Genomic DNA, 13,342 nt, shown 5'->3' with positions numbered 1-13,342 from the left:
GTAGCGACGGCCCGGGATAATGGCAATCAGACTTGCGATAAGCCGTTCAGTCCTGCTGGGGCACCAGGGCCGCGCGCAGGGTTTCGATCGCGCTGTCGCGGGCAGCGGCATCGGCGAACTGCGGGCCGTCGCCGACGCACTCGCCTTCCAGCCACAGGCTGAAGCCCAGGCCTTCGTGGCGCACGTCGAGCTCGCCGCCCTGTTGCAGTTGCTTGCTCACCGCACCCGCAGTCTTGCCATCGGCGAAGTTGCGCGACAGCAGCAGTTGCTCGCCATCGGCAGCCAGCAGACGGAAGCGGAAACTGCCGTCGTCTTCGCGGAAGCTGACAAAGCGCGCGGTCTTGGCGGCCTTCTTCTTGACCTGGGCAGTGGCCTGCTCGATGTTGCGGAATGAGCGCAGGCCCACCGCTTCGCGCAGTTGCTCAAGGAACGGCGTGGCCACCTTGCGGGCTTTCTGCGCACCGGCCAGGAGGATGTCCTCAAGGTCGGCCGGGCGACTGATCAGTTGGTGATAACGTTCGCGCGGCTCGCTCAGCTGACCGTCGAGCAGCTGGAACAGACGCTGCTTGGCTTCGCCCCAGCCCAGGCCCTGGAGCAGTTCGCTGCGGAACTCGTCGGCTTGCGAAGCCGTGGCGAAGGCCTGGAACAGGGTGAACAGGTGCGAGTTGTCCGGGTCCTTGGCTTCGCCCGGGGCGCGGGAGTCGGTGACGATGCGCGAGATGGCATCCTTCATGTCCTTGGCACTGGTGAACAACGGGATGGTGTTGTCATAGCTCTTGGACATCTTGCGTCCGTCCAGGCCCGGCAGGGTGGCGACGCTTTCTTCGATCAGCGCCTCGGGCATGGCGAAGAACTCCTTGCCCTGGCCGAACAGGTGGTTGAAGCGCTGGCCGATATCACGGGCCATCTCCACGTGCTGGATCTGGTCGCGACCGACCGGCACCTTGTTGGCGTTGAACATCAGGATGTCGGCGGCCATCAGCACCGGGTAGCTGTACAGGCCCATGCTGATACCGGCATCCGGGTCTTCACCGCTTTCGACGTTCTTGTCTACCGAAGCCTTGTAGGCGTGCGCGCGGTTGAGCAGGCCCTTGGCCGCGACGCAGGTCAGCAGCCAGGTCAGCTCGGGGATTTCCGGGATGTCGGACTGGCGATAGAAGGTCACTCGCTCCGGGTCCAGGCCACCGGCCAGCCAGGTCGCGGCGATTTCCAGGCGCGAGCGCTGGATGCGCTGCGGGTCATCGCACTTGATCAGGGCGTGGTAGTCGGCCAGAAAATAGAACGAGTCGACACCCGGTTCACGGCTGGCGAGGATCGCCGGGCGGATGGCACCGGCATAGTTGCCCAGGTGAGGCGTGCCCGTGGTGGTGATACCGGTAAGGATGCGCGTAGTCATGGGTAATCGCTTATCAGGCTTGTATCAGTTCGAAAGGCGCGGCAGCACCAGTTCCTTGAGGTCGGTGAGCTTGCCATGGAAAAAGTGTCCGCATTCTGCCACTTTCAGCAGCTCATGGGGGCGTGGCAGTGCGTCGGACCAATCGTAGACGATCTGCGGATCGATCACTTCGTCGGTTTCCGGCTGGATCACGCTGAGTTCGCCCTGCTGCGCCAAGGGGTTATCGCCCAGGCGCATCACCGCCGGGGCGACCATGAACAGGTGCTTGAGGGCAACGCCCTGGGCTTCCAGGCGACCACCGAGGCTGGCTGCGACGAAGCCGCCGAAGGAGAAGCCCATCAGGGTCAGTGGCAGCTCAGGGTGCTGTTCCCGCAGCCAGCTCACCGCCGCCTCGGCGTCGTCCACCTCGCCGCTGCCCATGTCATGGCTGCCGGCACTCTGGCCAACGCCGCGGTAGTTGAAACGCAGGGTAATGTAGCCGGCATCGCGGGCGGTGCGCTGCAGCATCGACACCACCTTGTTCATCATGGTGCCACCTTGCACCGGGTTGGGGTGGCACAGCAGCACAACGCCGCGGGCGTCGGCGACATCGAGGTACAAGGCTTCCAGTTGGCCGACCGGGCCATCGATGAATACGGGGGTTTCGCGGATAAGCAAGGATAAACTCCGTGACCTCGGAAAGGGTCGACTCGTCTAGCTGAATGATTCTGTCTGAGATATTTGCGATGGTTCGCGGTATACAGCGCAGGTCCGAGCCGTTAACGTAAAGCAAAGCCGTTTATAGAGGAAGGACTCGTGGAACTCTCGCTCTTAGTTTGGTTGTTGCCGACCCTGGCCCTCGTCGTGGGTGTCGTCGTTGGTTTCCTGGTCGCCCGCCTGTTGCCTAATGCTGCACCGAGCAGCACCCAGCGTCAGCTGGATGATATCCAGGAACGTTTCGACAGCTACCAGAATGAGGTGGTTACTCACTTCAACAGTACGGCTGCGCTGGTCAAGAAACTGACCCAAAGTTACCAGGACGTCCAGGATCACCTGGCCGAAGGCGCCAACCGCCTGGCCCTGGACGAACTCACCCGTCAGCGCCTGCTGGCCGCCCTGCACTCCGAAGCCGTGCAGCCTGCGCGTGATCGCCTGACCCCGCCGAAGGACACCGAGGTGCCGCGCGACTACGCACCGAAAGCGCCCAACTCGCCGGGCATGCTCGATGAGCATTACGGGCTCAAGCGCTGAGCAAAATAAAAGGCCCCTGTGAGGGGCCTTTTTTATAAGCGTCGCCTGCGTTGCGAGCGCTATGCGCTCGATCGCTGGCAAGGCCAGCTCCCACAGGGTCACTTGTGGGAGCCGGCCTTGCCGGCGATGGGCTACGCAGTAGCCCCTGCCAGCCTCAGCAATACCAAGGCGCCTCCCCCTCCCGATAGCCGTACCTCTCCCGCGCCGCATCCAGCACCCGCCGCTCCACCCCACCCTGGCGCACCAGGCTGTGCAAGCTGGCCAGCACGATACTGAAGCGATCGACCTCGAAGAAGCGCCGCAACTGCTGGCGGGTGTCACTACGGCCAAAACCGTCAGTCCCAAGCGTCACATAAGGCGCCTGTACATATTCAGCAATCAATTGCGGCCAGGCACGCACATAGTCGGTTGCGGCAATCACCGGCGCATCACCGTCCAGGCAGCGCTGCACATGACTGACATCACCACTGCCCTGCCCCAGCCGGCTGGCGCGATCAACATCCCGTGCCTCCCGCGCCAGCTCGCTGAAGCTGGTGACACTGAACACTTCACTGGCAATTTGCCATTCGCTGGCCAGCAACTCACTGGCGGCAATGACCTCCCGCAGGATCGCCCCGGAGCCCAGCAGGCGCACCTGCCCCCGGGCATCCGCCACCTGCTGTTCGACATAACGGTACATGCCGCGCAAGACCTCTTCATGCACCTGCGCCGGCAGGGACGGCTGTGGATAGTTTTCGTTCATCACCGCAACGTAGTGAAACTCGTCGCGCTGTTCGGTGAGCATGCGCCGCGCCGCGTACTCGAGGATCACCGCCAGCTCACCGGCAAAGCAGGGTTCCCAGGCGCGGCAGTTGGGCACCATCGAGGCCATTACCAGGCTAGAGCCGTCCTGGTGCTGCAACCCCTCACCCCCCAGCGTGGTACGCCCGGCCGTTGCCCCCAGCAGCAGGCCACGGGCACGCTGGTCGGCGGCGGCCCAGATCAGGTCACCGACGCGCTGGAAGCCGAACATCGAGTAATAGATGTACACCGGCAGCATCGGCTCGCCATGCACGGCGTAAGACGTTGCCGCTGCCACCCAGGAAGAAATCGCCCCGGCCTCGGTGATACCTTCCTCCAGCAGTTGGCCATCACGCGCTTCCTTGTAGGACAGCAGCGAACCTGCGTCTTCCGGCTCGTAGCACTGCCCTTGAGGCGAGTAGATGCCGATCTGGCGGAACAGACTGGCCATGCCGAAGGTGCGCGCCTCGTCGGCCACTATCGGCACCACCCGTGGCCCCAACTGCGGCGCCTTGAGCCAGGCGCTGAGCATGCGCACGGCGGCCATGGTGGTGGACATTTCCTTGCCCTCGGCCTGCAGGGCGAAGCCGCCCATGGTCTCCAGGGCGGGCACCGGCACCGGGCGCACGTCACTGCGCCGGGCAGGCAGCGGGCCACCCAGGGCGGAGCGACGCTCGCGCAGGTAACGCATTTCCGCGCTGCCTTCGGCCGGCCGATAGAACTGCAACTGCTCGACCTGCGCATCCGACAGCGGCAAATGAAAACGATCACGGAACGCCAGCAAGGCCCGCACGTCGAGTTTCTTGGCCTGGTGCGCGGTCATCCGCGACTCACCGGCGGCACTCATGCCGTAGCCTTTCTTGGTCTTGGCCAGAATGACCGTCGGCTGGCCCTTGCAGGCCTTGGCGGCGGTGAAGGCGGCATACAGCTTGCGAAAGTCGTGGCCACCGCGCTTGAGCGCGTTGATCTCGGCCGAACTCATGTGCTCGACCAGTTTCTGCAAGGCCGGCTGCTGATTGAAAAAGTGCTCGAGGTTGTAGGCGCCATCCTTGGCCCCGAGGTTCTGGAACTGCCCGTCGGGTGTTGCCGCCAACTGACGCAACAGTACGTGCTCGGTGTCACGGGCGAACAGTGCATCCCACTCCGAACCCCAGAGCACCTTGATCACGTTCCAGCCAGCGCCACTGAACAGCGCTTCCAGTTCCTGGATGATCTGGCCGTTGCCTCGCACCGGGCCGTCCAGGCGCTGCAAGTTGCAGTTGACCACGAACGTCAGGTTATCCAGTTGCTCGCGGGCGGCCAGGGTCAGGCCGGCAATGGACTCCGGCTCGTCCATCTCGCCATCGCCGAACACGCCCCAAACATGCCGGGCGCTGGTGTCGAGCAACTGGCGGTTATGCAGATAACGCATGAACCGCGCCTGGTAGATGGCGTTGATCGGCCCGATGCCCATGGAGCCGGTAGGGAACTGCCAGAAGTCGGGCATCAGCCATGGGTGTGGATAAGAACACAGGCCGTTGCCTGCCACTTCCTGGCGGTAGCTGGCCAGTTGCTCTTCGCTCAGGCGGCCTTCGAGAAAGGCCCGGGCATAAATGCCCGGTGCCGAATGCGGCTGGAAAAACACCAGGTCAGCCGTACGCTGTTCAGCGCCCGCTTCGCCGCGAAAGAAATGCTGGAAGCCGACTTCGAAGATCTCCGCTGCCGAAGCGTAACTGGCGATATGCCCCCCCAGGTCGCCATAGGCGTGGTTGGCCCGCATTACCATGGCCAGGGCATTCCAGCGCAGGATGCTGGTGATGCGTTCATCGAGTTCGAGGTCGCCCGGGTAGACGCCCTGCTGCTCCACCGACAAGGTGTTGCGATAGGCCGAAAAGGCCTGGGCGCCGCGTTCCAGGCCCAGCTCACGAGCGTGGGCTTCCAGCTGTTCGAGCAAAAACCGCGCACGCTCCGGGCCGCAGTGCAGCAGGGTCGAATCCAGCGCCTCCAGCCACTCGGCGGTTTCCCCCGGGTCGCTGTCTAGCTGTGGATCACCCAGGCGCCGCGGCACACCTTCGCCAGGCACAAGGTTCATCATTGCCACCATTGCATTGACCTCGTCCGTGAAGGGTTCAGGCGCAGGCCTTGAGCGCCTGTTGGATATCCGCCAGCAGGTCGTCGATGTCCTCAAGGCCCACCGACAGCCTTACCAGCCCTTCGGAAATGCCGTACTGGGCAAGCTCCTCTGGGGTATAGCTGGAATGGGTCATGCTTGCCGGGTGCTGAGCCAGGGACTCGGCGTCACCGAGGCTGACGGCACGGCTGAACAATTGCAGGGCGTTCATGAAACGCCGACCGGCAGTGACGCCACCTTTGAGTTCGAAAGCGATCATGCCGCCGGGCAAGCGCATCTGCCGCTGTGCCAGTTCGTACTGGGCAAAACCGGGCAAGCCGGGGTAACTGATCAGTTCAACTTCTGGCTGTTGCTCCAGGTATTCAGCGATGGTTTGAGCATTGCTGCAATGGCGTTCCATACGCAGGGTCAAGGTTTTCATCCCGCGCATCAGCAAGGCGGCGTCATGGGGCGACAGCACTGCGCCGGTCATGTCCTTCAAGCCTTCCAGACGAATCCGATCAACCAGCGCCTTGCGTCCCACCACCAGACCGGCGGTGATATCGCCATGGCCGCTGAGGTACTTGGTCGCCGAATGCACCACCAGGTCGGCCCCCAGTTCCAACGGCCGCTGCAGGTACGGGGTGCAATAGGTATTGTCGACCACGACGCTGATATCGTGCTGGTGCGCAAGCTTGGCCACGGCGGCGATATCGGTCATGTGCATGTTGGGGTTGGCCGGGGTTTCGAAGTAGATCACCCGGGTCCTATCGCTGATCGCAGCGGCCACCGCCTGCAGATCGCTCATGTCGACATGCCGGACCTTGACCCCGAACTCGCCGATGCCATGGTGCAAAAAGGCGAAGGTGCAGCCGTACAGGGTCCGCCCCACCAGTACTTCATCACCGGGACGCAGCAACGTCCAAAGGGTGGCAGTGATCGCGCCCATCCCCGAGGCCAGCGCCAGCCCCGCCTCCCCGCCCTCCAGCGAAGCCATGCGTTGCTCCAGCAGGGCCAGGGTCGGGTTGGAAATGCGGCTATAGAAGTGCCCGGCCTCTTCCCCGGCGAAGCAGGCAGCACCATATTCGACCGTGGGGAAAGCAAAGGTGGCCGTCTGATAGATCGGCGGTACCAGGGCACCATTGTGGTCCAGCGGGTTGTAACCGTGGTGAATGGCGCGGGTGGCAAAACCTGATTTGTTGTTGGTGCCGCTCATGGCAAACAGCCTCTAGTGGTTTGTTATAAGCTTATGCCACTGAGGTGCTGATTTTTTTCCAAATGTAGCCACCTCTTCGGATGGTTATTGACATAAAAACAACGATTTCAGACCACGGAGGGTAAAACATGCCTACGACCATTGATCGCACCGACCGCGCATTGCTCGCGGCCCTGCAGGACAACGCACGGTTGACTGTTTCCGAACTGGCCGACCAGGTCTCGCTGACCACCTCGCCGTGCTGGCGGCGAGTCAAGTTGCTGGAAGAGTCCGGCTACATCACCGGCTACCAGGCCATCCTCTCACCCAAGGCCCTGGGCTTTGGCGTGACTGCTTTCGTCAGCATCATGATGGACTCGCACACCAAGGAAATGGCCCGCGCCTTCGAGCAGCGGCTGATGGAAATCCCCGAAATCGTCGCCTGCCACAACATCTCCGGGCGCTATGACTTCCTGCTGGAAATCCTTGCGCGGGACCTGGAGTCATTCGGTGAGTTTGCGCGGGAAGTGCTGCAGACCTTGCCGGGGGTGAAGGAGATTTACTCAAGCTTCTCGTTCAAGGCGGTGAAGGAGAAACGGGTGATTCCGGTGTCGGAAAAACACATCTAAGTTCGAGCCGTCATATGCGCGGGACAAGCCCGCTCCCACCCTGTCGGCACGCAACAAAAAACCCCACCGGGGTGGGGTTTCCTGTTCAGCGCGCTAACGCTTAGATCGCGCCACGCTTGCGCAGCAGATCCAGCACCTGCTTGACGCCGTCTTCCAAACTGACGTTCTGGGTGTCGATCACCAGATCCGCATCCAGCGGTACGTCATACGGGAAGCTTTCGCCCGGGATGTTGTCGCCGCCGGCGGCATACAGGCCCTGCGGGTCGCGCTCGCGGCAAGCCAGAGGCGAAGCCTGGACGTAGACGGTGAGCAAGCGTTCCTTGCCGATCAGCGCCTTGGCCTGTTCGCGGCCTTCGGCATCCGGGGCGACGAAGGCGGCCAGGGTCAGGAGGCCGGCCTCGTTGAACTGACGCGCGACATGTGCGGCGCGGCGCCAGTTCTCGGTACGCCCGGCGCGGTCCTGCGGCAGGCCCTTGTTCAGGTCGTGACGCAGGTTCTGGCCATCGAGCACGTACACCGCACGGCCCATGTCGAACAGCTTGCGCTCCACGGCGTAGGCCAGGGTGCTCTTGCCCGCGCCCGAGAGGCCGCTGAACAGCACGGTGGCTGGCTGCTGGCCAAAGCGCAGGGCACGCTCCGCAGTGTCCACGTGGGCCAGCTTGCCGTGCTGGCCGACGGTGCCATGAGGCACAACCGGTGGCGCGATGATCATGCCGGCGCCAACGGTGCCGTTGGTCAGGCGGTCGATGACAATGAAGGCACCGGTGGTGCGGTTGCTGTCATAGCCGTCCAGCGCGATCGGGGCGTCGAGGCTGACCTTGACCTTGCCGATCTCGTTGAGCTGCAGGGCACTGGCAGCGCCCTGCTCCAGGGTATTCACATCGACCTTGTGGGCGATGCTGGCAATCGAGCCCGGCACGTAGCTGGTGGCGCGTTTGATGTCGTATTTCTTGCCCGGCAGCATCGGCTCTTCAGCCATCCACACCAGCATGGCGTCGAACTGGTCGGTCACTGGCGGAACGTTGTCGGCGTGCACCAGCAGGTCGCCGCGGGAGATGTCGATCTCGTCTTCCATGGTCAGGGTCACGGCCTGGCCGGGGCCGGCGTTTTCCAGCTCACCCTCGAAGGTGACGATGGACTTGACCCGGCTGCTCTTGCCCGACGGCAGCACGACGATTTCATCGCCCTTGTGCACCACGCCGCTGGCCAGGGTGCCGGCAAAGCCACGGAAGTTCAGGTTCGGGCGGTTGACGTACTGCACCGGGAAGCGTAGGTCGGTGAAGTTGCGGTCGGCCGCGACTTCGACGGTTTCGAGGATCTCCATCAGCGCCGGCCCCGTGTACCACGGCGAACGCTCGCTGCGGTTGACCACGTTGTCGCCCTTGAGCGCCGACATCGGCACGAAGTGCAGGCTGCTCGGGTTCATGTTGATGGCTTCGGCGAACTTCAGGTAGTCGGCCTTGATGCTCTCGAACACGCCCTCGTCGAAGCCTTTGAGGTCCATCTTGTTGACCGCGACGACGATGTGCTTGATGCCCAGCAACGAGGCAATGTAGCTGTGCCGGCGGGTCTGGGTCTGCACGCCGTAGCGGGCATCGACGAGGATGATCGCCAGGTCGCAGGTCGACGCACCGGTGGCCATGTTGCGGGTGTACTGCTCGTGGCCCGGGGTGTCGGCAATGATGAACTTGCGCTTGGCGGTAGAGAAGTAGCGGTAGGCCACATCGATGGTGATGCCCTGCTCGCGCTCGGCCTGCAGGCCGTCGACCAGCAGCGCCAGGTCGATATCGTCACCGGTGGTGCCGACTTTCTTCGAATCGCGGGTGATGGCTTCCAGATGATCTTCGTAGATCATCTTCGAGTCGTGCAGCAGGCGCCCGATCAGGGTGCTCTTGCCGTCATCGACGTTACCGCAGGTAAGGAAGCGCAGCAGCTCTTTACGTTCGTGCTGGGCCAGGTAAGCGAGGATGTCCTCGCTGATCAGATCAGATTGGTGGCTCATTACATTCAAGCTCCAAGCTGTAAGCTTCAAGCGGCAAGCTTGTCGGCATACAACTAGTCAGAAATTTTGTTGATCAACCCGCTCAGCATTCTTGAAAGCTCACGAGTCTCTGTAATCCACTCATTCGACAAAGGCTTTGGCAGATAGCCTACCTCTCCCCCGATGATGATCTGCGTACGCAACTCACCGCAGGAAGCCTTGGCAATACACAGATAACGAACCTTTTCTTTTGCCGTTCTCCGTTCCATGCCTTCAGCGATATTCGACGGGATGGAAAGTGCCGCCCGCGTGATCTGATCCTTGAATCCAAGATCCCGGCACACCCTCTGCTGCCTGTAAATCGCTACCGTCAAATCTTTGCTTCTCTGCCAAACAGCAAGCTTCTCAAAGTCCATGGTGAGCACTCTCACGCGCCCACAATGGGGCGGCAGCCGACAAAATCCAGAAGCTACGCATCTTGCTTCTAACTTGCAGCTTGCCGCTTGTAACTTGAAGCTTAGAAGTACCCTTGCCGTTTCTTGTCTTCCATTGAGCCGGCGCCATCGTGGTCGATGACCCGGCCCTGGCGCTCGGAAGTGCGCGTCAGGAGCATTTCCTGAATGATGTCGGTGAGGCTTTCGGCCTCCGACTCCACCGCGCCCGTCAACGGGTAGCAGCCAAGGGTACGGAAACGCACCTTCTTCTTGACGATACGGGCCTTTTCTTCCTCCGAGAGGTGCTCGAGGATGCGCGCATCGTCGATCATGATCAGGGTACCGTTCTTCTCGATCACTTCGCGTTCGGCTGCGAAGTACAGCGGCACGATCGGGATGCCTTCGAGGTAGATGTACTGCCAGATGTCCAGCTCGGTCCAGTTCGACAGCGGGAACACGCGAATCGATTCGCCCTTGTTGACCTTGCCGTTGTACACGTTCCACAGCTCGGGGCGCTGGTTCTTCGGGTCCCAGCGGTGCTTGCTGTCACGGAACGAATAGACGCGCTCCTTGGCCCGCGACTTCTCTTCATCGCGGCGCGCGCCACCGAAGGCAGCATCGAAGCCGTACTTGTCGAGCGCCTGCTTGAGGCCCTCGGTCTTCATGATGTCGGTGTGCTTGGCACTGCCGTGGGTGAACGGGTTGATGCCCTGGGCGACGCCGTCCGGGTTGACGTGAGTGATCAGCTCCAGGCCCATTTCCTCGACCATCTTGTCGCGGAAGCTGTACATCTCCTGGAATTTCCACTGGGTGTCGACGTGCATCACCGGAAATGGCAGCTTGCCCGGGAAGAAGGCCTTGCGCGCCAGGTGCAGCATCACGGCCGAGTCCTTGCCAATCGAGTACAGCATCACCGGGTTATCGAACTCGGCGGCCACCTCACGAATGATGTGGATGCTTTCCGCCTCCAACTGTTTCAAATGCGTCAGTTTGTCGACCATGGTTACTCACGGAAATACGATCTTATGGACGGCCAGCGGGCCGTGTTCGAGCGAGCCACTTTATCACAGCACCCGATTCTATTTAGGCGGCCAACTAGAACGAAACAGTATAAGAATATGCCCTGCCGTTTTAGCTTCAGATCGGGTTCGGGCAGTCGATGAACAGGTGCTCCAGGGCAAAGCGCCGGGCCAGGTAATCGCCCAGCGCCTGCACGCCGTAACGCTCGGTGGCATGGTGGCCGGCGGCGATGAAACTGATGCCGTTCTCGCGGGCGCTGTGGAAGGTCTGCTCGGAGGCTTCGCCACTCAGGTACAGGTCGACTCCGGCGGCAATCGCCTGGTCGATGTAGCCCTGGCCGCCGCCGGTGCACCAGCCGACCCGGCGGATGATCTGCTCGCCTTCGATCAGCAGCGGCTCGCGGCCCATCACGTCCTGCACCTTGCGGGCAAAATCCCGTGCCGACATCGGTTCGGCCAGCGACCCGACCAGGCCGACGAGCCGCGGGTTCTCGGGGTCCAGCGGGCCTTCGACGGTGATGTCGAGCTGCCGCGCCAGCTGCACGTTGTTGCCCACTTCCGGGTGCAGGTCCAGCGGCAGGTGGTAGGACAGCAGGCTCAGGTCGTTCTTCAGCAGGGTTTTCAGCCGGCGCTGCTTCATGCCGGTGATGCACGGGTTCTCGCCCTTCCAGAAGTAGCCGTGGTGCACCAGCACCAGGTCGGCATCGGCCTCGACCGCGGCGTCGAGCAATGCCTGGCTGGCAGTGACGCCGCTGACGATGCGGGTCACCTGCGGACGGCCCTCGACCTGCAGGCCGTTGGGGCAGTAGTCCTGGATTTTCGCGCTGCCGAGGTAGCGTTCGGCTTCCTCGACCAGGGTACTCAGGGCAACAGCCATGGAAAGACTCCTCAATTTCGCAGTTCAGCGCGGCCCAAGGCCCCGTATAATGAACGCCATTATGGGCCGTCGCCGGGTTTGGGGAAACCGACGGCAGTTGCCTGGGGGCCGGCATTGTTGGCTTTCGTGACGATTTAGCAGTTCCTGCCCGAGCCCGGGCACAGTATGATCGCGCGCGTTCACGCTCCCAGCTGTCATCGGCCCTCTGCCAACTCCCAGGATTCCTTCAATGTTCAAGGCTTTGCGTTACTTTGGCTGGCCGCTGCTGGTCGGCGTGCTGATCGCCCTGTTGGTCATCCAGCGCTTTCCGCAATGGGTCGGCCTGCCCAGCCAGGACGTCAACCTGCAACAGGCGCCGCAGACCACGCGGATCATGCAGGGGCCGGTGTCCTACGCCGACGCCGTGAGCATCGCCGCCCCGGCGGTGGCCAACCTGTACACCACCAAAGTGGTCAACAAGACCGCCCACCCACTGTTCGAAGACCCGCAGTTCCGCCGCTTCTTCGGTGACAACCTGCCCAAGCAGCGCCGTTGGGAATCGAGCCTGGGTTCGGCAGTGATCATGAGCCCGGAAGGCTACCTGCTGACCAACAACCACGTGACCTCCGGTGCCGACCAGATCGTGGTGGCGCTCAAGGACGGCCGCGAAACCCTGGCTCGGGTGATCGGCAGCGACCCGGAAACCGACCTCGCGGTACTGAAGATCGACCTGAAGAACCTGCCGTCGATCACCATCGGCCGCTCCGACAACATCCATATCGGCGACGTCGCCCTGGCCATCGGCAACCCCTTCGGTGTCGGCCAGACCGTGACCATGGGCATCATCAGCGCCACCGGGCGCAACCAGCTGGGCCTGAACAACTACGAAGACTTCATCCAGACCGACGCCGCGATCAACCCGGGCAACTCCGGTGGCGCGCTGGTCGATGCCAACGGCAACCTTACCGGCATCAACACGGCAATCTTCTCCAAGTCCGGCGGTTCGCAAGGCATCGGCTTTGCCATCCCGACCAAACTGGCGCTGGAGGTAATGAAGTCGATCATCGAGCACGGCCAGGTGATCCGTGGCTGGCTGGGTATCGAGGTGCAGCCGCTGAGCCAGGAACTGGCAGAGTCGTTCGGCATGCAGGGGCGCCCGGGGATCGTCGTGGCGGGGATTTTCCGTGATGGCCCGGCGCAGAAAGCCGGCCTGGAGCTGGGTGACGTGATCCTGAGCATCAACGGCGAGCCGGCTGGCGATGGCCGTCGCTCGATGAACCAGGTGGCGCGGATCAAGCCTAACGACAAGGTGGCGATCCAGGTCATGCGCAACGGCAAGGAGCTCAAGCTGACCGCCGAGATTGGCTTGCGTCCACCGCCGGCACTTGCTGCCAAAGAAGAAAACTGACCTTCTACCAAGAAGCGGGGCTGTTTCACAGCCCATCGCCGGCAAGGCCGGCTCCCACCGCCGAACCTGTGGGAGCAACTGTCTTGATCAGGCTGTTTGCTCTCGCCAAGGGGTATTGTCCCGCAGCATTGCATTCAGCCTGACGATCAGCACCCGCATGCAAGCTACGAGTGCCACCTTGGCGCACTTGCCACGTGCCCGAAGTGCTTCGTAGCGTGCTTTAAATTCTGTGTTGTGACGGATGATGATCCAGCTCGACATGTACAGCACTCGCCTTACATGGGCCCGACCACCCCATATCTGGCGGTGCCCTCGATGGCTACCA

Annotated in this window: 12 protein-coding genes; 3 read left to right on the top strand and 9 right to left on the bottom strand. The window is 62.4% G+C overall.

The window, feature by feature from the left end:
• Positions 1-46: 46 nt before the first annotated feature.
• Positions 47-1,396, bottom strand: a complete 1,350-nt coding sequence (locus JV241A_RS04145; protein ID WP_134061426.1) for a tryptophan--tRNA ligase — start codon at positions 1,394-1,396, stop codon at positions 47-49.
• A 24-nt stretch (positions 1,397-1,420) separates the two neighbouring features.
• The gene (locus tag JV241A_RS04140; protein WP_115085413.1) at positions 1,421-2,053 is read right to left on the bottom strand and encodes an alpha/beta fold hydrolase; all 633 of its coding nucleotides are present in this window, start codon (positions 2,051-2,053) and stop codon (positions 1,421-1,423) included.
• 138 nt (positions 2,054-2,191) lie between these two features.
• Here JV241A_RS04140 and JV241A_RS04135 point away from each other — a divergent pair, with 138 nt between their 5' ends.
• Positions 2,192-2,626 carry a DUF1043 family protein gene (locus JV241A_RS04135; protein ID WP_115085412.1) on the top strand — a complete coding sequence of 145 codons (435 nt, stop codon included), beginning with the start codon at positions 2,192-2,194 and terminating at the stop codon, positions 2,624-2,626.
• Positions 2,627-2,780: 154 nt separating this feature from the next.
• On the opposite strand, the gene mdeB is transcribed toward JV241A_RS04135, so the two are convergent.
• Positions 2,781-5,477, bottom strand: a complete 2,697-nt coding sequence (mdeB, locus tag JV241A_RS04130) for an alpha-ketoglutarate dehydrogenase (protein ID WP_166675643.1) — start codon at positions 5,475-5,477, stop codon at positions 2,781-2,783.
• 37 nt (positions 5,478-5,514) lie between these two features.
• Positions 5,515-6,711, bottom strand: a complete 1,197-nt coding sequence (locus JV241A_RS04125) for a methionine gamma-lyase (protein ID WP_134061424.1) — start codon at positions 6,709-6,711, stop codon at positions 5,515-5,517.
• A 128-nt stretch (positions 6,712-6,839) separates the two neighbouring features.
• Here JV241A_RS04125 and JV241A_RS04120 point away from each other — a divergent pair, with 128 nt between their 5' ends.
• Entirely contained in the window at positions 6,840-7,319 is a 480-nt protein-coding gene (locus tag JV241A_RS04120) for an Lrp/AsnC family transcriptional regulator (protein ID WP_134061423.1), read from the top strand.
• Positions 7,320-7,419: 100 nt separating this feature from the next.
• Here the strand turns inward: JV241A_RS04120 and cysN are convergent, their stop codons facing one another.
• From cysN to JV241A_RS04100, 4 genes are all read right to left on the bottom strand, one after another.
• Complete coding sequence (gene cysN, locus JV241A_RS04115; protein ID WP_115085408.1) at positions 7,420-9,321, bottom strand: sulfate adenylyltransferase subunit CysN; 1,902 nt, start codon at positions 9,319-9,321, stop codon at positions 7,420-7,422.
• 53 nt (positions 9,322-9,374) lie between these two features.
• Positions 9,375-9,716, bottom strand: coding sequence for a four helix bundle protein (locus JV241A_RS04110; protein ID WP_010220745.1), 342 nt, complete (start codon positions 9,714-9,716; stop codon positions 9,375-9,377).
• A 101-nt stretch (positions 9,717-9,817) separates the two neighbouring features.
• Entirely contained in the window at positions 9,818-10,735 is a 918-nt protein-coding gene (gene cysD / locus JV241A_RS04105; RefSeq protein ID WP_038998836.1) for a sulfate adenylyltransferase subunit CysD, read from the bottom strand.
• A gap of 136 nt (positions 10,736-10,871) precedes the next feature.
• Positions 10,872-11,630 carry a Nif3-like dinuclear metal center hexameric protein gene (locus JV241A_RS04100; protein WP_134061422.1) on the bottom strand — a complete coding sequence of 253 codons (759 nt, stop codon included), beginning with the start codon at positions 11,628-11,630 and terminating at the stop codon, positions 10,872-10,874.
• A gap of 229 nt (positions 11,631-11,859) precedes the next feature.
• Between JV241A_RS04100 and algW the strand changes: the two genes are divergently transcribed.
• A complete protein-coding gene (gene algW, locus JV241A_RS04095; RefSeq protein ID WP_100782540.1) occupies positions 11,860-13,017 on the top strand; it encodes a Do family serine endopeptidase AlgW in 1,158 nt (385 codons plus the stop codon).
• Between the two features lie 87 nt (positions 13,018-13,104).
• Here algW and JV241A_RS04090 read toward each other — a convergent pair.
• Positions 13,105-13,342 (bottom strand): transposase (locus tag JV241A_RS04090; protein WP_166675642.1); only part of this gene is annotated, 238 nt, incomplete at its 5' end.

This window comes from Pseudomonas sp. JV241A (assembly GCF_900275665.1).
GTDB classification, from domain to species: domain Bacteria; phylum Pseudomonadota; class Gammaproteobacteria; order Pseudomonadales; family Pseudomonadaceae; genus Aquipseudomonas; species Aquipseudomonas wadenswilerensis.
The sequence above is the reverse complement of the archived record's forward strand: the minus strand, read 5'-3'. Positions and strand labels throughout refer to the sequence as shown.